This is a genomic window from Actinosynnema sp. ALI-1.44 (genome assembly GCF_001984155.1).
GTDB lineage: Bacteria > Actinomycetota > Actinomycetes > Mycobacteriales > Pseudonocardiaceae > Kibdelosporangium.
On sequence record NZ_MTQO01000037.1, the window covers coordinates 170,077 to 187,514 of the forward strand.

Consider the following 17,438-nt stretch of genomic DNA (forward strand, 5'->3'; position numbering starts at 1 on the left):
CCGTATGGACGCCAGGCAGTTGGAGTACTTTCTCGCGGTTGTCGACCACGGTGGGGTCAACCGGGCCGCGTCCGCGCTCTTCCTGACGCAGCCGTCGCTGTCCCAGGCGATCCGGGCGTTGGAGCGCGACCTCGGCCAGGAGCTGTTCCACCGGGTCGGCCGCCGTCTCGTACTCACTGATTCCGGGCGGGCGCTCGTCGAACCCGCCCGGAACGTGATGAGGGGACTCGCGGTGGCCAGGGACAGCGTGTCGCGTGTCGGGGAGCTCGCCACCGGATGTGTGGAGATCGCCTCCATGCCCTCACAGGCGGTCGAGCCGTTGAGCGGGATGATCAAGGCCTTCACCGCACGCCACCCCGGGATGCGGGTGTCCATCAAATCCGCGTTCACCGCGCCCGGCGTGCTGGAGATGGTCCGGACCGGCGTCACCGAACTCGGGCTGCTCGGCAGCAGCGAGCCGCCCGGCGCCGTCGGTCTCACCCTGCGGACGCTGGGGCGGCAGCGGTTCGTCGTCGTCGCGCCCGCCGGTCGGTTCGCCGGGCGGCGGGCGCTCAAGGGCGAAGACCTGCACGGCGAGTCGGTGATCGTCGGCCAGCCGGGTACCGGGATGCGCCGGGTCGTCGACCGGATCCGGGCCGGCGGTGTCGACCTGCGGCTGGTCGTCGAGTCCGAGCACCGCGAAGCCATCCTGCCGCTGGTCCTCGGCGGCGTCGGGCTGGCGGTGCTCACCGAGTCGTGGGCGTCGCTGGCTCGGCAGGCCGGGGCGGACGTGCTCGACCTCGACCCGCCCGCGTACCTGCACATCGCGTTGGCCTGCCGGGACACGTGGCTCAGTCCGGCGGCCGACGCGTTCGTCCAGGTGATAGGCACTGCCTATAAGCCCGGCCGTTAACGTCAGTTGGACGTGGCACCGTCCGCGGTGGTGCTATCGGATCATGAAGACGCACCGCATCGCGCTCATCCCCGGCGACGGCATCGGCCAGGAGGTGACGCCCGCGGCGTGCGCCGTCCTCGACACCGTGGGCAAACGCCACGGCTACGTGCTCAGCTACGACACCTTCGACTGGTCGTGTGCCCGCTACCTGAGCGAAGGCGCGATGATGCCCGGCGACGGCATCGACATGCTCCGCCACCACGACGCCATCTTCCTCGGCGCGGTCGGCGATCCCGCGGTCGCCGACCACATCTCGTTGTGGGGCCTGCTGATCCCGATCCGCCGCCGGTTCGACCAGTACGTCAACCTGCGGCCGATCCGTGTCTTCGACGGTGTGCCGAGTCCGCTGCGCGCGGCCGGCTCCGACGTGGACTTCGTCGTCGTGCGGGAGAACGTCGAAGGCGAGTACAGCGAGATCGGCGGCCGGATGAACCGGGGCCTGCCCTCCGAACTGGCCGTCCAGGAGGCAGTGTTCACGCGGACAGGCGTGTCCAGGATCGCCGACTACGCCTTCACCCTCGCCCAGGGCCGCCGCAAGCACGTCACGTCCGCGACCAAGTCGAACGGCATCGTGCACACGATGCCGTTCTGGGACGAGGTCGTCGCCGAGCGCGCCGCGGCTTTCGACGGCGTGGAGTGGACACAGGAACACATCGACGCGTTGTGCGCCAAGGTGGTTCTCGATCCCGCGCGGTTCGACGTGATCGTCGCGTCCAACTTGTTCGGTGACATCCTCAGCGACCTGGCCGGGGCGGTCGCGGGGAGCATCGGCATGGCTCCCGCGGCGAACCTCAACCCCGAGCGGGACTACCCGTCGATGTTCGAACCGGTGCACGGCTCCGCGCCGGACATCGCCGGGCAGGGCGTGGCCAACCCGGTCGGCATGATCTGGACCGGTGCGATGATGCTGGAGCACCTCGGCCACGAGGAGGCCGCGACCGAGATCCGCGAGGCGATCGCCCGCGTCTTCGCCACCACCCCGCTGCGCACCCGTGACCTGGGTGGAACAGCGACGACAGCCCAGTTCACCGACGCGGTGCTGGACTCGCTCGGGTGAGTTCCTCAGTTCGTGCCGGACCGTTCCGGCCGGTCGATGATCCGCAGCCAGGAGCCGTCCGGCTGCCTGCGGGCGACCTGGGTCCGCCCGCCTGTCCCGTCGGCCGGGACGGTCGAGGTCAGCGCGATGTCACCGGTGATCAGCGTCGGCAACGGTGGCTCGACGGTGAACTGCGGCCGGGCAGCCACCAGTTGCTTGAGCACGGCGCGGATCGCGTCCCGGCCGACAGTCGGGTTGCCCGCGGGGAAGTCGATCACGGCGTCCTCGGCGTACAACTGGGCCATGCTGTCGGCGTCACCCGCGTTGGCGTACTCGACGAACAGGCGGGCCAGGTCTTCTGGGTGCGTCGCTTTCTTCATGACTTCAGCCTGCGCCGAACTTGATCAGAAGTCCAAGAGCTGGATCGTCTGATAGCTAGAATCATCGCTTATGGAACTCAGGCAGCTGGCGTACTTCGTCGCGGTGGTCGAGGAGGCGGGCTTCACCAGGGCGGCCGAGCGGATGCACGTCGCCCAGCCCGGGATCAGTGCGCAGATCCGCCAGCTGGAGAAGGAGTTCGGCCACCAGCTGCTCGACCGTTCCGGACGGACCGTCCGGCTGACCGAGATGGGGGCGGCGGTCCTGCCGTACGCCAAGGCAGCGCTCAAGGCCGTCGAGGACGCCCGACTGGCGGTGGACGAACTGGCCGGGCTGGTGCGCGGGCACGTCGCGATCGGCATGGTCACGTCCCACCCCGTGGACATCCCCACGCTGCTGGCGGACTTCCACGACGAGTACCCGGCGGTGGAGATCACACTGGTGGAAGCCAACTCCGGCAAGCTGGTCGACGACCTGCACGGCGGACGACTGGACGCGGCGATCATCGGCGTCGCCGCCGACCTGCCGGGACTGGACCTGCACGTGCTGTCCGACGAGCGCCTCGTCGCGGCTGTCGGCCACGGCGATCCGCGCGCGACAGCCGGTCGGATGGCGCTGGCGGACCTGCGTGACCAGCCGCTGATCTGCCTGCCGAGCGGGACGGTGATCAGGGCGATCCTGGAGAACGCCTGCACCGCAGCGGGTTTCCGGCCGCGCGTGGCGTTCGAGGCCGGTACCCCGCTGGTGCTGGCCGAGTTGGCCGCCCGCGGCCTCGGGATGGCGATCCTGCCGGAGTCGTTCGTGCACAACCGGCCTGACCTGAGTCCGGTCGCGCTGACCGGCGGTGGACTGCGTGGGCGGCTGGCGTGGGCGTGGCGTGCGAACGGCCCGTTGAGCCCTGCTGCCAGGGCATTCACGACCCGGCTGGCGGGTGAACCCTCGTGAGTGTTCTGCCGGGTTGGAACCCGGCAGAACACTCACGGCGTCAAGACGTCATGGGCGGTTCAGCGTGACGACGAACTTGCCCGTCTCGCCGATGTTGCCCGCCGGGTCGACCGCGCGGTACTCGACGGTGTGCCGTCCGTATCCCGGCGGCACGTTGTCCCAAGGGGACAGTCTTGGTTCGCCGAGTTTGCCGTACACCAGGTTGTCGATGGTCGTTCCCGCCGCGGTGAACCGGAAGGGCGCGTTGGCGTCGGTCGGCCAGCCGAAGTAGTTGTACCAGCCGTCGCCGTCCACGCGGAACTCCAGTATCCCGGAACCCGGAGTGTCGTCCGTGGACGTCAGCTTCATCGTGAAGGGGCCGTCGAAGACGTACTCGGTCGGGCGGCCGTGGCGGTGGATCGTCCTGACCGCCTTGGACAGTTCGAACTTCGCGACGGGGTCGGTCGCGTCGACCTTCCACATCAGCGTCCTGCCGGGGATCGACGCGGTCAACGTGTGCGAGCCCTTGAGGTCCAGGCGCTTCAGTTCGAGGTCCCGGTCGTTGCCACCGGTGCGGACCGGGCGGCCGTCCACCGCCCACGACACCGCGACCGGCTTGCTGGTCTCGACGTACACGACGTCTTCCGCGCCGACGGGCCGGTCGGCCGGAGTCGACGAGGTGAACCCGAGCGGCGTGGTGTCCGGCGGGGTCTTGATCGCCGTGTCCACGGTCCACGTCCGGGTCTTGGTCAACGACGCCCGGATCGCCGGGTCGCGTACGAACGGCGTGGGGTCGACCACGGTCGCGGTCAGCGAGTGCTTGCCGGGCTTGAGCCGCTGCCGGCTGAGATCCACGCTGCGACTGCCGTTGGTGTGCAGGTCCCTGCCGTCCAGTTGCCACGTCACCGCCAACGAATGACCGGCCGGGTGCAGCGTTTCCACCCAGACCACCCGGTCCGCCCCGATCGGCGCCGTGTTCGGCGTCCCGCCCTGCAGGATCGAGGTCTTGGCCGAGATCCGCTGGGTCATCCGCTCCCGGCTGATCTGGTCGAAGTAGTACCCGAGCGACTTCATCATCGAGTGCTTGCTCGGTCGCCACACACCGGTCCCGCTGTACAGGCCGCCTTCGAACCGGTCGATGGTGCCGCCGGACTCGCTCGGCTCGCCCAGCCAACGCCACCACTTGGCCCGCTGCGCCCGCATCTGCTGCGTCGTGAGGAGGCTGTGGTGGATAGAAGACGGCTCGGCGCCGCTGTACTTGTCGCCGCGGACCCCGCGTGAGTAGTAGTCGTACTCGTCGTCCAGCCCGCCGAGCGAATGGCCTAGTTCATGTGGCGTGATCAGCGCGGACAACGCGTTGCCGCCCGACGCGGTGGCGTATGTGCCGCCTGCCCCGCCATAGGTGTTGCTGTTCCCGATCGCGAGCAACTGCCGGTTGCCCGAGTTCGTACCGGTCACCAGATCGGCGTAACGCGTCAGCGCCGCGTTGTCGACAGTGAGCAACCGTTGGACGCTCGACGAGTTGCATCCACCCCAGAATCCCATGCCGAGCGGGGTGTTGCGGCGTGGCGAGGTCAGGTCGGGGTCACAGCTCACGCCCGACTCGGTCGACGGGACCTCCACGGTGTACACGTTGAGATAACTGCGGTACGTCTTGAACGGCTCCAGGGTCAGCAGCACGTTCACGTGCCGGTCGACGTGTTCCCGGAACTTCGGCATCTCCGCGGCGGTGTACCCGTCGCCGACGATCACGATGTTGAAGCGTTTCGCTGGGTCGCCGGTGATCCGTACCGGGACGACGGTCGCGGCCTCGGCAGACGCCTGAGCCGGTAACGCCACCAGGAAGGGGATCATGACGACGCCTGCCATCACGAGCGCGCGTCTCCACATGTGCGCGCACGCTATGCAGGACCCGTCGTGGTTGTGCAGAGCCGAAAGTAGCGACTTCGCAGGTGTCTGCGAACGCCGGTGGTGCGGCATCGACGCAGGTTATGCTCTTGCGGTGGCGCGTGTCCCTGCAGAACAACGTCGCCGGCAATTGCTTGCTGCCGCCCTGCGGGTAGTCGCCGCGGAAGGCGTGGCCGCCGCGAGCACGCGCCGGATCGCCGGTGAGGCCAGGCTTCCGCCTGCCGTCGTGCACTACTGCTTCCGTTCGGTCGAAGATCTGCTCGACGCCTTGACGGCGTCGCTTTTCAGTGAGATGGCCGAAGTCGCGGCCGTCGCGCTACGGGCAGGCGGCGCGGTCGAGCCTTCCGTGCGCGCGGCCGTGCACCGGCTGTGGACGCCCTACCGCGTCGACCCGGCCAGGTACAGGGCGGTGCTGGACCTGATACCGTACGCGCTGCGCCGTCCGTCCGCGACGATGGCCGTGCGCGCCTATGAGGCCAAGGTGTGCGCACTCGCCGAGCGGTTCCTGGTGGATGTCGCCGCCCACAACGACATCAGGTGGCTGGACCCGACCGAAGTGGTCGGCCGAGTCCTTTTGTCCACTGTGGATGGACTGTTGCTCGCCTGGCTGATCGACAAGGACGACGGCAGGACCGAGGCCGCGCTCGACTGGCTCGCGGCCTCGATCGCCGCCCGCGTCACGGATAGTCGGTGACGTCACTGACCTGATTGGCGGTGTTGGCCGTGGGGCCGCTGTCGTTGACGACCCGGTCGATCGTGCCGACGCCAACGTTGTCAAGACGGTCCCTCGCCGGGTGGCAGACCTCTGGGCAGGAGGTCTTCGCGCCGCGACGGGCAGGAGACACCCCCGAAGGCCCTCTCTGCGCTTGCGCGCTTGCCGTTGTGGGTTGCTTTGCGCTTGCGCGCAGGCCTGCGTTGTGATGGGTCTCTGTCAGGCCGATTCTCTGATCACCAGGGATGTCGGGATGATCTCGGGTTGCTGGGACAGTGTTTCCCCGGCCAGTCTGGACAACAGCATTCGCGCTGCGGCCTCGCCCATCTCTCGTGATGGTTGGCGGACAGTGGTCAGGGCGGGTTGGGTGTGCGAGGCGATCGGGATGTCGTCGAACCCGATCACGGCCACGTCGTCCGGCACGGTTCGCCCGGCGGCGCGCAGTGCGTCGAGGACTCCGACGGCCATCAGGTCGTTCTGGGCGAACACGGCGTCGACCGGCACATCGGAATCCACAAGGGACTGCACTGCTTCCTTGCCGCCTTCCCTGGTGAAATCGCCTTCCAGCACCAGACTCGCGGGCAGCTTCCGGCCGTAGCCGTCCACAGTGCTCCGGAAACCCTCGGTCCGGTCACGGGTGCAGCCGAACTCCGTTGGGCCGGTGATCACCGCGAGGTTGGTGCGGCCGTTGGCCAGCAGGTGGTGGGCCGCTGAGGCCGCGCCCTCGCGGTTGCTTGTCGCCACGGACGGGAACTCCGGGTGGTGGCCCCGGTCGTCGATCATCACCATCGGGAAGCCGGACTCGTGCAGGCCGCTGATGTAGCTCAGGGTGTCCGGTGGTTCGATCAGCAGCAGGCCGTCGAACGCGTTGGCCGACACGTGTTTCGCGAACTGGGTCAGTGATTCCGCGCCGCGGTTCATCGTGTTCAGCAGCAGGCCGTATCCCTGTGCTTCGAGGACGTCCGCCACGCCTTGCAGCACGTCGCCCACCCACGGCCAGGTCAGCCCCGGGACCAGCATGCCGACGGTCTGGGTGCGGCCTTTGGCCAGGCCGACGGCGCGGGCGCTCGGGGTGTAGCCGGTCGCGGCGATCACCTCGCGGACACGGATCGCGGTCGCGGCGTCGACATCGCCCTTGTTGTTGAGCACGCGCGAGACCGTCGCCTTGCTCACTCGTGCCCGGCGGGCGACTTCGGCGATGGTGACGCGCACGTGATCAGGATAGCGAGTGCCGCTCACCGGCAAACCGGTTCAGCCCGGCACCACCCCTGGTCGTGGGAACAGGCCGAGGAATCTGACGGCCGAGCGTTCGTCACCCGAGACTATCTCCCCGGTTGCGCCTCGTCCGCCGAAGACGATGCCACGCAGCGTGGCCGCGTCTGTCTCGACCACGGCGTCGGGGTTTTCGGCGCGTCCCGGGGTGATGTCGATGTGGCCGTCGGCGACTGCCGCGCGGAAGTGCTCGCCCGACACGCGTAGTTCATACGTCGCGTTCAGGTCTCCGGCGAGGTCGGGGGAGAAGGTCGTCAGCAATGCGATCATCAACGCCGCCACGCTCAACGGCGCCGCGGAGGCGGTCGGCGCGTGGCAGCCCCATTTGGCCAGTTCGATGATCACGGGTCGCAGGTCGTAGCCGCGGTCAGTCAGCTCGTAGACCGACGCGCCCACGGGCGGGCCGAGCTTGGCGCGCCGGACGACACCGCTCTCCTCCAACTCCTTGAGCCGGTGGGAGAGCACGTTCTGGCTGGCTGTCGGCAGGCCGGCGCGCAGGTCGGTGAAGCGCTTCGGGCCGAACAGCAGTTCGCGGACCACCAGCAACGCCCATCGCTCACCGACCAGGTCGAGCGCTCGGGCGATCCCGCAGGGGTCGTCGTAGCTCCGGTCCGACATTGATGCTCCTCTTTTAGGACTGCCTGGTGCTAGTGTAGGAGCAACAAGCGACGGAAGGAACTGTGATGAGCACCTACGTCCTGATCCCAGGCGCGGGCGGTAGGTCCGACTACTGGCGATTCGTGGCACCGGAACTGCGTGACCGTGGGCATGACGTGGTCGCGGTCGACCTGCCCGCGGGCGACGACAGCGCCGGTATCGAGGAGTACGCGGACGCGATCGTGACCGCCATCGGCGATCGGCGTGACCTGATCCTGGTCGCCTCGTCGCTCGCGGGTTTCAGCGCCCCGCTCGTGTGCGAACGCCTCAAGGTCGACCTGCTCGTCCTGCTCGCCGCGATGACGCCGAAGCCCGGTGAGTCGGCGGGGGAGTGGTGGTCGGCGACCGGCCAGGACCAGGCCGAGCGGGACCTCAAGCAAGCGCTCGGCTATGCCCGGGACAGCGAGTTCGACCCGGTCTACTCCTTCCTGCACGACCTCCCGGTGGAGCTCGCCGTCGAGATGATGGCCGAGGGGGACATCGTGCAGTCGGGCACGCCGATGGTGAAACCGTGGCCGCTCACGGCATGGCCGGACGTGCCGACCAGGTTCCTGCTCGCCAGGGACGACCGGCTGTTCCCCGCCGAGTTCCAGCGCCGGATCGTCAAGCAGCGCCTCGGTTTCGTGCCGGACGAGATGCCCGGTGGGCACCTCGTGGCACTGGCCCGGCCGCTGGAACTCGTCGAACGCCTTGAGGCGTACCGGCTATCGGCGTAGGTACGCCCGCTCCACCACGGTCCACGTTGTCGTGGTGAACAGGTACAACCCCGCCGCCAGCGGGATCACCGCCACGGCGAAAGACGTGCCGAACGGCAGCAACCGCAGGAACCTGGGGGTTTCGACGGGCATCGCGCGTGACGAGAAGTAACCGACCACCAGCAGCGCGAGAAACAACCCGACGAACACGAACGCGTCAGCCCCTGAGCCAGGGAAATGGCTGCCGAGCGGCGCCCCGAACAGCACGTCCGACAAGAGGTTGTTCGGTGTGCCGTCGAACGAACCGGCCGTGAACAACCGGTACAGCACCATGAAGAACGGCAGTTGCAGCAGCATGGGCAGGCAGCCCGCGAACATCGACACGTTGTTTTCCTGGTATAGCGCCATCAACTCCCGTTGCATCCGGTCGGGGTTCTTCCTGTGCTTGTCCCGCAGCTTCGCCGCCTGCGGGGCGAGCGCGGCACGAGCCTTCTCGCCACGGACCGCGGACCGGGCGAGTGGGTGCAGTATCAATCGGACGGCCGCGGTGAACAACACGATCGCCGCGGCGGTTCCCGTCGCACCGGCGATCAGGGAAACCAGGTGGTACGCGCCGTTCGCGGGCACGTCGAGGAAATCGAACACAGGGCAGCACTCCGGCATGTCAGAAAAAGGACAAGGACAGGCGGAAAGCGGCTGCTCGGCGGGAAGTGTCAGGCAGCCGCGCGGGCTGCGCCAGGCGCTCGGGGACGCGGACGACCGGCGGCGTCCGGATCCCGCAGGCGCAGGAAAACGCTTCTCCGTGCGCGTTCTCGCAGCGAGACGGCCCGGATCCCGGCCGGGCCGCCAGTCGGGGCAGGCAGGACGCGGATCGTCAGCAGCAGCGCGATACCCGCGGTCAACGCGGTCGCGAGCGCGGCTGAGAAGAGGGTGTCGACCGTCAGCAGGATGAACGCGGCGGGGAGGAACACGGCCAGCAGCAACTGAAACCGCAGCACGGCGCCTCCTCTCGAACTACTTGGACACCAGCCTAGCGCGCGCCAGCCGCGACTTCGGCGGCACGCGGCACTTGGCCACCGCGTCGTCCGGCATAGTCACGGCCATGCCGACGCCAACGGGCTTCTTCTGGGACATGATGGCCGGCCGCACGCCCGCACCCGCGGCCGCCGACACGCTGGGCTGGAAACTGCGGGCGGTCGACCCGGACGAGGGGACCATCGAAGTCGAGTTCGCCGCGACCGACAGGTTCACCAACCCCGCCGGGCACGTGCAGGGCGGTTTCCTCGCCGCGATGCTCGACGACACGATGGGGCCCGCGCTGGCCGCGACGCTCGGGCCAGGCCAGTTCGCGCCCACACTGGACCTGCACGTGCAGTTCCTGCGGGTGGCGTGGCCGGGCACGCTGATCGGCAAGGCGACAGTTGTGCGTCGGGGCAAGCAGGTCTGTCATCTGCGTGGCGAACTCAGCGACAACGCGGGCCGTGTGATCGCGACGGCCGTGGCGACCGCGATGGTGCAACGCGGCGAGCGGGTCCGCGACCGCAGCAGGACGTCAGCCGAGTCGCTGATCGGCTGAGACCCCGTAGGCGGCAAGGAAAACGCGTGCGCCCTCGTCGGCGAGGTGGTCGAGCTCCGCGCTGGTGAACCCGGTGTCGTCACCGAAGAACATGGCCTTGTCCAAGGGGACACCCAGCACCAGGAACGCGAAGTGCTTGGCCGCCAGCGCCGGATCTGGCACGCGCAACAAGCCGCGCTCGTTCAGGTGCGCCAGTTCCGGCGCCAGCGCCGTCAGAACCCGTTCGGGCGCCTGCTCGTAGTAGGTGCGCGCGAGTTCGGGGAACCGTGACGCCTCGCCGACCAGCAGCCGCCGCATCTGCAGCACTTGCGGGCGCATCACCGAGTGCAGGTACTGCCGTGCCAGTACTGGCAGTTCCGTGCCCAGGTCCTTGGCGTTGTGCAGTTTGTCCCCGATCAGCTTGATGAAGGCGTCGACCGTGCTCGCGACGCCCATGATGATCTCGCTGAACAGCGTTTCCTTGTCGGTGAAGTTCTTGTAGACCGTCTGTTTGGACACCGCCGCGAGCGCGGCAACCTCGTCCATGCTGGTGCCCTGGTAGCCGTTGCGCAGGAACAACGTGGCGGCCGACTCCATGATCAGCCGCCGTTTGCGAGCCGAGCGGCCTTCTTCGTTCCCGACACCCACACCCGCGATTCCCATGATCGGCCTCCTCGCCAGAAGAGTACTAGACGGACCAGTACCCGGCAGAGTACTGTACGGTCTAGTTCTCAGAAACCCGCTGACCAGGGGAAATGTCATGATTCATGCCATCTGGACGCCGCAGACCGTCGGGACCAACGTCGAACGCGCAGTGCACATCACCAAGTCGCTGCTGGGCTACGGCGTGCTCGCGGGCCCGTTCTACGTCGTCGTCTCGCTGATCCAGGCGGTCACCAGAGACGGGTTCGACCTCACGAAACACCCGTGGAGCGTGCTGGCCAACGGTGACATCGGCTGGATCCAGACCACGAACCTGATCCTCACCGGCCTGATGGTGCTCGCCGCCGCGGTCGGCATGCGCAGGCTGCTCACCGGAGGCGCGGGCGGCACATGGGGACCGGTGCTGATCGGTGTGTTCGGCCTGAGCATGGTCGCCAGCGGGATCTTCACCGCCGACCCGGTCGACGGATTCCCAGCCGGGGCGTCCCTCCCCGCGGAGCCGAGCCTGTCCGGCACACTGCACTTCGCCTGTGGTGCGGTCGGGTTCGTGTGCTTCGCGATCGCGTGTTTCATCATCGCGCGCCGGTTCGCCGGGCACGGCTGGGCGCTGTACTCCCGGATCACGGGCGTGGCGTTCCTGCTGTCGTTCGGGGCGATCGCGGCAGGTCCGGGCGCCGGGGTGCTGATCTTCACCGCCGGTGTCCTCGCCGCCTTCACGTGGCTCGCGACGACCTCGGTCCGGTTCTACCGCGGCGCGGACAGGTGATCGACATGGGAACCGTGATCTCCGCCGACGGCACACCGATCGACTTCGACCGCACCGGTTCCGGACCGGCCGTGGTCGTGCTGAGCGCGGGACCGAACGACCGGTCGCCCAACCAGCCGCTGGTCGACGCGCTCAAACCGTTCCTCACGGTGTACACGTACGACCACCGCGGCCGGGGCCGCAGCGGCGACACACCCCCGCACACCGCGGAACGCGAGTTCGAGGACCTCGCCGCGGTCATCGCCGAGGCCGGCGGGTCCGCCGGGGTGTTCGGCAGTTCGGGCAACGGCAACATCGCGATCGAAGCCGCGCTGCACGGCGTGCCGATCAGCCGGATCGCGATGTGGGAGCCGCCGTACATCGTGGCAGGCGCGCGGTCGGCCGTCCCGCCGGACTGGGGCAAGACCGTCCAGCGGGCGATCGACGCGGGGAAGCCGGATGAAGGCATCTACTACTGGCTCACCGAGGTGATCGAGGTCCCGGCGGAGTTCGTCACGCAGATGCGGGGCACACCGTTCTGGGACAGCATGACCGCAGCGGCGCAGGGCCTGGTTTACGACGCGGAAGTGTTGCGGGGCTTCACTTTGCCCAGCACGGCTCCAGATGTCCCCGCCTTGGTGCTCGACGGCGGCAGCACGGCGCTGCCGTGGCTCAGGACTGGCATCGAGGCACTGCTCGAGTTGCTGCCCGACGCCCGCCACGAGTCGTTGGAAGGGCAGCCGCACGACGTCGCCCCGGACGCGATCGCGCCGACGCTGATCAAGTTCTTCGAACCAGGTCCATGACGCCGAACCGCCGGTCGCGCCAGATCTCGCGTGAGCGTTCTTCGGGGTACGGGCCGACTGTGGGCGCGGTGTCGTAGACCCGGGTGGCTCGTCCGCGCGGTTCGTAGCGCGGCCAGCCGGGGTCACCCGTCGCGGCGAAGGCCACGTGCTCGGACCGGATCAGCTCCGAAAGATCCCGCGCCTGCGTCATCGTGTCCGGCCCTTCTTGAGTGAGCCCGGTGTTGATGTGGGTCGTGCCGAACACGAGCAGGGTGTCCAGGCCGTGTGTGGCACCGGCAGCGTTGAATCCCCAGCGCAGCTCGTACAGCCACACCCGTGCCCCGCCAGCGTGCGCAGCATCGGCGAGGTGGACGGCGGGCATCCGGAACAGCCAGTCCGACAAAGCCGTTTCGCGCAGTGCGCTGGGAGACAAGGTGGGATAGGCCGCCCGATAGCGCTGTGCGCCAGGTGTCGTCGGCAGGCCGTCGATGAGCGTGTCCACCTCGGTGTCGCTGATGTCGCCGAGCCTGGTGGCGAGCAGGCTGAACTCGTCACGGGTGTGGCCGACCAGCAGTTCGACACCCCGGGCCGCGCCGCCGCTGAGCGCGGCCCACGGACTGTCGACGACCGGCGAGAAGGGCGTGGGTGTGTGGGCGACGGCGCCCCACCGGTCCAGCCGTCGGGCAAGGCGGACGGTCACGTTCCGGGTGGCTTCCACGAGATCCGCTGGTGGTACCTCGGCGAGGTCGTCGGCTCGCGGCGCACGGCCGAGTTCGGCGCTGATCTCGGTCGCGATGTCGGTGGCGAGCTCGGGGGTGAAGAAGGTCCCCGGGATGCTCTGCGGGATGGCGCGGCGAATGAGCCCGGCCGCCGCGGGCATCGTCAGCAAGGCGGCGATGGAGCCCGCTCCCGCCGACTGCCCGAGGAGGGTGACGTTTCCCGGGTCGCCGCCGAAAGCGGCGATGTTGTCGTGCACCCACCGCAGCGCGGCGAGCTGATCGAGCAGGCCGCGGTTGTCCGGTGCGCCACCGAGGCGGGCGAAGCCTTCGAACCCGCTGCGGTAGTGGGCGCTGACCACGACCACACCGGCTTTGGCCAGAGTGGTGCCGTCGAGGTGCGGGTTGGCGCTGTCGCAGTCGAGGTACCCGCCGCCGCTGATCCAGAAGACGACGGGCAGTCCGGTACGGCCGGGCGACGGCGTCCAGACGGCCAGGTTCAGCCAGTCGTCGCCCGTGGTCGGGCGGCTCGGCTGCGGCGGTGGCGGGCCGAACGCCGTGGCGTCCCGGACCCCTTCCCACGGCACCGGCGGGCGGGGTGCGGCGAAACGAAGCGGTCCGACTGGTGGTGCGGCGAAGGGAACGCCGCGGAACGCGGCCACGCCGTCAGCCTGAAGCCCTTGGACAGTACCGGCGGTGGTGCGCACCCGGGGACTCATGATCTCCACCTTCCCGGCGCCGTAAAGTTCTTTTCGATTGAGGACGGAAACTGACCGCTATCGCTCGTAGAGTTGCTCTCAACAGGGAAAACGAGGAAGGCGGAAGACGATGAGCAGCACCTACACTGAGCCGGTGACCACCGTGACAGGCGAGCGGGCCGACTTCCTGCAGATGTTGGCCAAGCACCGCGGCTTCCTGAAGTTCACCGTTCAGAACCTGACCGACGAGCAGGCCAACCAGCGCACCACGGTCAGCGAGCTGACCCTCGGCGGGCTGATCAAGCACGTGGCCTCGACCGAGCTCGGCTGGACGAACTTCATCATCGGCGGCGCCGAGAAGATGTTCTCCGAACCGGTCGACTGGGAAGCGCAGTTCTCCATGAAGGACGGCGAAACGCTCGCCGGGCTGCTCGAGCGCTACGAGGAGGTCGCGCGCAGGACCGACGAGCTGGTCGCCACCGTCGACCTGGACGAGTCGCACCCGTTGCCCGAGGCACCGTGGTTCGAGCAGGGCGCGTCGTGGTCCAACCGCCGCGTGCTGATGCACATCATCGCCGAGACCTCGCAGCACTCCGGCCACGCCGACATCATCCGTGAATCCCTGGATGGTGCGAAGACCATGGGTTGACGGGCCAGGACTGGGTACACGGATGCCGTGACCACCACCACGGCAACCCAGTCCCTTTGGCTCGAAGCGCTTTCCCCGGACGGTTTCCCGCCGCTGCAGGCGGACGAGACGTTCGATGTCGCCGTGATCGGCGGCGGCATCGCCGGGATGACCACCGCCCTGCTGCTCACGCGAGCCGGCCTGGGGGTCGCCGTGCTCGAGGCCGGTCTGGTCGGCGCGGGCGTGAGCGGCAACAACACCGCGAAGGTCACCGCGCTGCAATCCACGGTGCTCTCCACGATCAGCCAGAAGCACGGCGAGTCCGCCGCCAGGGACTACGCCACCGCGAGCCTCGCGGGCGTCGAGAAGGTCGCGGAGCTCGGGGCGGACATCGACTGCGACCTGCAACGACGCCCGGCCTTCACCTACGCGCTGAGCCCCAGCGAGGTCGAGGCCGTCGAGCAGGAGGCGGATGTCGCCGCGCGGGCCGGGCTGCCGGTCACCAGTGGTCCGATGGACGTGCCGTTCCCGGTGCACGCCACGGTCGAGTTGGCCGACCAGATCCTCATCCACCCGGTGAAGTACGTGCGCGGCCTGGCCGCGCGGTTCGCCGCCGCGGGCGGCCGGATCTTCGAGCACACCAGGGTCGTGCAGGTGGACGGCAACCGGGTGGTGACGTCGACCGGGACCGTCCGAGCCGACCGGATCGTCGTGGCCACGCACTACCCGATCCTCGACCGCGGGCTGTACTTCGCCCGGATGGAACCGACCCGTGCCTACTGCGTCGCCGCGAAACTGCGGTCGGGATCACCGCCGGAGGCAATGGCCATCAACCCCGGCACCCCGTCCCGCTCGTTGAGCTCGTCCGGTGATTCGCTGATCGTCGCGGGGGAGAGCCACCCGACCGGTGAACGCGGTGTCGACGCGGGCCGTTACGACAACCTGGCGAGGTTCGCCCGTGAGTACTGGGATGTCGAGGCGATCACGCACCGGTGGTCCGCGCAGGACCCGATCCCGTACGACAACCTGCCGATGATCGGCCCCTACACGCCGAAGTCCGGCCGTCTGTTCGTGGCGACGGGCTTCATGAAGTGGGGACTGGCGACCGGCACCTTCGCCGGGATGATCCTCGCCGATCTGCTGACCGGCAAGGACAGCCCGATGGCCGAGCGGTTCGCCCCGCAGCGGCTGACGCTGAAGTCCGTGCCGGACCTGGTGAAGATGAACGCGAAGGTCGCCGCCGACCTGGTCGGCGATCACCTGCGGCCGGACGACCCGCCCGCCGACAACGTCCGGATCGTCCGTGACGGCCTCGGCAAGACCGGCATCTACCGCGACCCGGACGGCAAGGAGCACGCGGTTTCCCTGCGGTGCACGCATCTCGGGTGTCTCGTGCGGTTCAACGCGGCCGAGACCAGCTGGGACTGCCCGTGCCACGGTTCGCGGTTCGATGTGGACGGAAACGTCCTGGAAGGACCGGCGACCAAGCCGTTGCCGCGCCGCGACGTTTGAGAAGCGCACGCGCTGGTGACCCGGAGGGCATGGACCACAGCAGGGCACCGGTGCTGGAGGCACTGCACCGCTACCACCAGGATGGTTTCACCCCGTTCAGCGCTCCCGGCCACAAGCAGGGCCGCGGCATCGACTCGCGTGTCCTCGACGTCCTCGGCGAAGGCGTGTTTCGCTCCGATGTGTTGACGCCCAACGGACTCGACACTCGCCGGGTCGAGAACGGGGTGCTCCAGGAGGCACAGGACCTGATGGCCGACGCGGTCGGCGCGGACCAGACGTTCTTCTCCACGTGCGGCAGTTCGTTGTCGGTCAAGAGCGCGATGATCTCGGTGGCCGGTCCAGGGGAGAAGTTGCTGGTCGTGCGGCACGCGCACAAGTCGGTGATCGCCGGTCTGATCATCAGCGGCGTCGACCCGGTCTGGGTGCACCCGCGTTGGGACACCGAGCGGCACCTGTCGCATCCGCCTGGCGTGGCTGACGTGCGAGCGGCGTTCGAGACGGAGCCCGAGGCCAAAGGCATGCTCCTGGTGACTCCCACCGACTACGGCACCTGCGGGGACATCAGCGCGATCGCTGACGTGTGCCACGAGTTCGACCGGCCGCTGATCGTGGACGAGGCATGGGGCGCGCACCTGCCGTTCCACGCGGATCTGCCGCCGTGGGCCATGGACTGCGGCGCGGACCTGTGCGTGACGAGCGTGCACAAGATGGGCGCGGCCGTCGAGCAAAGCTCGGTGTTCCACCTGCAAGGCGACCGCGTGGACCCGGCGGTGCTCAAGATGCGTGAGGACTTGCTCGGTACGACCAGCGCGTCGTCGCTGGTGTATCTGGGCCTGGACGGTTGGCGCAGGCAGATGGTCCAGCACGGCAAGGAACTCCTCGGCATCGCGCTGTCGCTGGCGCGGTCCGTGCGGTCCGAGATCGACCGGATCCCGGGGCTGCACGTCGTCGGCGACGAGGTGGTGGGACCGGACCGTGCCGCGTCTCTGGACCCGCTCAAGGTGATGATCGACGTGACGGAGCTGGGGATCAACGGCTACCAGGCCGCGGACTGGCTGCGTGCGCACCAGCACGTCACGGTCGGTCTGTCCGATCACCGCAGGATCGTCGCGATGTTCACCCACGCGGACAACCAGGAAACGGCCGAACGGTTCCTGCACGCGATGCGTGAACTCACCAGGGCCTCGTTGCCGACACCCCCGAAGGTGGATCTCCCCTCGCCGGACGAGTTGGAGCTTCGTACAGAGATCCTGCCGCGGGACGCCTTCTTCGGGGAGACCGAGCAGGTTTCCGTCGACAAGGCCGTCGGCCGCGTGGCGGCGGAGATGATCACGCCGTACCCGCCGGGTGCCCCGGCTGTGTTGCCCGGTGAGGTGATCAACCAGCCGGTGCTCGACTACCTGCGGTCCGGTCTGGCCGCTGGGATGTACATCCCAGACGCCGTCGACCCGGAGCTCAACTCAGTGCGGGTGGTCGCGAAGTAGTCGCGTTTCTCCAGATCAGCCCATACGAGACAAGTTCTCGTATGGGCTTTTTGGATGTCGGGACAGTTGACGCGCGCACGGTGTCGGACGTACTGTTTCGTCAGATGGAAGGTTAATTCCGCAAGACGAAAATCAA

At 68.5% G+C, this 17,438-nt stretch carries 19 protein-coding genes; 11 read left to right on the plus strand and 8 right to left on the minus strand.

Annotated features, from left to right (window positions below):
* The first annotated feature begins 4 nt into the window (after nucleotides 1-4).
* Complete coding sequence (locus tag ALI144C_RS11330; RefSeq protein WP_076986998.1) at nucleotides 5-892, plus strand: LysR family transcriptional regulator; 888 nt, start codon at nucleotides 5-7, stop codon at nucleotides 890-892.
* Between the two features lie 43 nt (nucleotides 893-935).
* A complete protein-coding gene (locus ALI144C_RS11335; RefSeq protein ID WP_076986999.1) occupies nucleotides 936-1,991 on the plus strand; it encodes a tartrate dehydrogenase in 1,056 nt (351 codons plus the stop codon).
* A gap of 5 nt (nucleotides 1,992-1,996) precedes the next feature.
* Here the strand turns inward: ALI144C_RS11335 and ALI144C_RS11340 are convergent, their stop codons facing one another.
* Nucleotides 1,997-2,350: a YybH family protein gene (locus ALI144C_RS11340; RefSeq protein ID WP_076987000.1), complete on the minus strand. Its 354-nt coding sequence runs from the start codon at nucleotides 2,348-2,350 to the stop codon at nucleotides 1,997-1,999.
* 70 nt (nucleotides 2,351-2,420) lie between these two features.
* On the opposite strand from ALI144C_RS11340, the gene ALI144C_RS11345 reads away from it, so the two are divergent.
* Nucleotides 2,421-3,293: a LysR family transcriptional regulator gene (locus ALI144C_RS11345; protein ID WP_076987001.1), complete on the plus strand. Its 873-nt coding sequence runs from the start codon at nucleotides 2,421-2,423 to the stop codon at nucleotides 3,291-3,293.
* 48 nt (nucleotides 3,294-3,341) lie between these two features.
* Here the strand turns inward: ALI144C_RS11345 and ALI144C_RS11350 are convergent, their stop codons facing one another.
* Entirely contained in the window at nucleotides 3,342-5,162 is a 1,821-nt protein-coding gene (locus ALI144C_RS11350; RefSeq protein ID WP_076987002.1) for a M64 family metallopeptidase, read from the minus strand.
* Between the two features lie 112 nt (nucleotides 5,163-5,274).
* On the opposite strand from ALI144C_RS11350, the gene ALI144C_RS11355 reads away from it, so the two are divergent.
* Complete coding sequence (locus tag ALI144C_RS11355) at nucleotides 5,275-5,874, plus strand: TetR/AcrR family transcriptional regulator (RefSeq protein WP_168211228.1); 600 nt, start codon at nucleotides 5,275-5,277, stop codon at nucleotides 5,872-5,874.
* A gap of 237 nt (nucleotides 5,875-6,111) precedes the next feature.
* Here ALI144C_RS11355 and ALI144C_RS11360 read toward each other — a convergent pair whose 3' ends face one another.
* Both ALI144C_RS11360 and ALI144C_RS11365 read right to left on the minus strand, forming a co-directional pair.
* On the minus strand, nucleotides 6,112-7,104 hold the full coding sequence (locus ALI144C_RS11360) for a LacI family DNA-binding transcriptional regulator (protein WP_076987004.1): 993 nt from the start codon (nucleotides 7,102-7,104) through the stop codon (nucleotides 6,112-6,114).
* 39 nt (nucleotides 7,105-7,143) lie between these two features.
* A complete protein-coding gene (locus tag ALI144C_RS11365; RefSeq protein ID WP_193441173.1) occupies nucleotides 7,144-7,782 on the minus strand; it encodes a winged helix-turn-helix transcriptional regulator in 639 nt (212 codons plus the stop codon).
* Between the two features lie 65 nt (nucleotides 7,783-7,847).
* Here ALI144C_RS11365 and ALI144C_RS11370 point away from each other — a divergent pair, with 65 nt between their 5' ends.
* The gene (locus ALI144C_RS11370) at nucleotides 7,848-8,537 is read left to right on the plus strand and encodes an alpha/beta hydrolase (protein ID WP_076987005.1); all 690 of its coding nucleotides are present in this window, start codon (nucleotides 7,848-7,850) and stop codon (nucleotides 8,535-8,537) included.
* On the opposite strand, the gene ALI144C_RS11375 is transcribed toward ALI144C_RS11370, so the two are convergent.
* Together ALI144C_RS11375 and ALI144C_RS11380 are read right to left on the minus strand one after the other, a co-directional pair.
* Complete coding sequence (locus ALI144C_RS11375) at nucleotides 8,526-9,161, minus strand: YidC/Oxa1 family membrane protein insertase (RefSeq protein ID WP_076987006.1); 636 nt, start codon at nucleotides 9,159-9,161, stop codon at nucleotides 8,526-8,528. The two genes, ALI144C_RS11370 and ALI144C_RS11375, sit on opposite strands and share 12 nt — an antisense overlap.
* 68 nt (nucleotides 9,162-9,229) lie before the next feature.
* Nucleotides 9,230-9,514 carry a DUF6412 domain-containing protein gene (locus ALI144C_RS11380; protein ID WP_076987007.1) on the minus strand — a complete coding sequence of 95 codons (285 nt, stop codon included), beginning with the start codon at nucleotides 9,512-9,514 and terminating at the stop codon, nucleotides 9,230-9,232.
* 104 nt (nucleotides 9,515-9,618) lie between these two features.
* Between ALI144C_RS11380 and ALI144C_RS11385 the strand changes: the two genes are divergently transcribed.
* Nucleotides 9,619-10,092, plus strand: coding sequence for a PaaI family thioesterase (locus ALI144C_RS11385; protein ID WP_076987093.1), 474 nt, complete (start codon nucleotides 9,619-9,621; stop codon nucleotides 10,090-10,092).
* Here ALI144C_RS11385 and ALI144C_RS11390 read toward each other — a convergent pair.
* On the minus strand, nucleotides 10,069-10,734 hold the full coding sequence (locus ALI144C_RS11390; RefSeq protein ID WP_076987008.1) for a TetR/AcrR family transcriptional regulator: 666 nt from the start codon (nucleotides 10,732-10,734) through the stop codon (nucleotides 10,069-10,071). The genes ALI144C_RS11385 and ALI144C_RS11390 overlap by 24 nt on opposite strands.
* 97 nt (nucleotides 10,735-10,831) lie before the next feature.
* On the opposite strand from ALI144C_RS11390, the gene ALI144C_RS11395 reads away from it, so the two are divergent.
* Together ALI144C_RS11395 and ALI144C_RS11400 are read left to right on the plus strand one after the other, a co-directional pair.
* Nucleotides 10,832-11,500 (plus strand): DUF998 domain-containing protein, encoded by a 669-nt coding sequence (locus tag ALI144C_RS11395; RefSeq protein ID WP_076987009.1) that lies wholly within the window; start codon nucleotides 10,832-10,834, stop codon nucleotides 11,498-11,500.
* Between the two features lie 5 nt (nucleotides 11,501-11,505).
* A complete protein-coding gene (locus tag ALI144C_RS11400) occupies nucleotides 11,506-12,285 on the plus strand; it encodes an alpha/beta fold hydrolase (RefSeq protein ID WP_076987095.1) in 780 nt (259 codons plus the stop codon).
* On the opposite strand, the gene ALI144C_RS11405 is transcribed toward ALI144C_RS11400, so the two are convergent.
* Nucleotides 12,260-13,699: a carboxylesterase/lipase family protein gene (locus tag ALI144C_RS11405; protein WP_076987094.1), complete on the minus strand. Its 1,440-nt coding sequence runs from the start codon at nucleotides 13,697-13,699 to the stop codon at nucleotides 12,260-12,262. The two genes, ALI144C_RS11400 and ALI144C_RS11405, sit on opposite strands and share 26 nt — an antisense overlap.
* Before the next feature lie 109 nt (nucleotides 13,700-13,808).
* On the opposite strand from ALI144C_RS11405, the gene ALI144C_RS11410 reads away from it, so the two are divergent.
* The 3 genes from ALI144C_RS11410 to ALI144C_RS11420 are packed head-to-tail and all read left to right on the plus strand — an operon-like array spanning nucleotide 13,809 to nucleotide 17,302.
* Entirely contained in the window at nucleotides 13,809-14,327 is a 519-nt protein-coding gene (locus tag ALI144C_RS11410; protein ID WP_076987010.1) for a DinB family protein, read from the plus strand.
* Nucleotides 14,328-14,354: 27 nt separating this feature from the next.
* Entirely contained in the window at nucleotides 14,355-15,818 is a 1,464-nt protein-coding gene (locus ALI144C_RS11415) for an FAD-dependent oxidoreductase (protein WP_076987011.1), read from the plus strand.
* A 29-nt stretch (nucleotides 15,819-15,847) separates the two neighbouring features.
* Nucleotides 15,848-17,302, plus strand: coding sequence for an aminotransferase class I/II-fold pyridoxal phosphate-dependent enzyme (locus tag ALI144C_RS11420; protein WP_076987012.1), 1,455 nt, complete (start codon nucleotides 15,848-15,850; stop codon nucleotides 17,300-17,302).
* Nucleotides 17,303-17,438: the final 136 nt, after the last annotated feature.

Bases quoted from the DNA above. Each gene is read 5' to 3' on its own strand.
- ALI144C_RS11330 (WP_076986998.1), top strand. From the start codon at position 5: ATGGACGCCAGGCAGTTGGAGTACTTTCTCGCGGTTGTCGACCACGGT.
- ALI144C_RS11335 (WP_076986999.1), top strand. From the start codon at position 936: ATGAAGACGCACCGCATCGCGCTCATCCCCGGCGACGGCATCGGCCAG.
- ALI144C_RS11340 (WP_076987000.1), bottom strand. From the start codon at position 2,350: ATGAAGAAAGCGACGCACCCAGAAGACCTGGCCCGCCTGTTCGTCGAG.
- ALI144C_RS11345 (WP_076987001.1), top strand. From the start codon at position 2,421: ATGGAACTCAGGCAGCTGGCGTACTTCGTCGCGGTGGTCGAGGAGGCG.
- ALI144C_RS11350 (WP_076987002.1), bottom strand. From the start codon at position 5,162: ATGTGGAGACGCGCGCTCGTGATGGCAGGCGTCGTCATGATCCCCTTC.
- ALI144C_RS11365 (WP_193441173.1), bottom strand. From the start codon at position 7,782: ATGTCGGACCGGAGCTACGACGACCCCTGCGGGATCGCCCGAGCGCTC.
- ALI144C_RS11370 (WP_076987005.1), top strand. From the start codon at position 7,848: ATGAGCACCTACGTCCTGATCCCAGGCGCGGGCGGTAGGTCCGACTAC.
- ALI144C_RS11385 (WP_076987093.1), top strand. From the start codon at position 9,619: ATGCCGACGCCAACGGGCTTCTTCTGGGACATGATGGCCGGCCGCACG.
- ALI144C_RS11390 (WP_076987008.1), bottom strand. From the start codon at position 10,734: ATGGGAATCGCGGGTGTGGGTGTCGGGAACGAAGAAGGCCGCTCGGCT.
- ALI144C_RS11395 (WP_076987009.1), top strand. From the start codon at position 10,832: ATGATTCATGCCATCTGGACGCCGCAGACCGTCGGGACCAACGTCGAA.
- ALI144C_RS11400 (WP_076987095.1), top strand. From the start codon at position 11,506: ATGGGAACCGTGATCTCCGCCGACGGCACACCGATCGACTTCGACCGC.
- ALI144C_RS11405 (WP_076987094.1), bottom strand. From the start codon at position 13,699: ATGAGTCCCCGGGTGCGCACCACCGCCGGTACTGTCCAAGGGCTTCAG.
- ALI144C_RS11410 (WP_076987010.1), top strand. From the start codon at position 13,809: ATGAGCAGCACCTACACTGAGCCGGTGACCACCGTGACAGGCGAGCGG.
- ALI144C_RS11420 (WP_076987012.1), top strand. From the start codon at position 15,848: ATGGACCACAGCAGGGCACCGGTGCTGGAGGCACTGCACCGCTACCAC.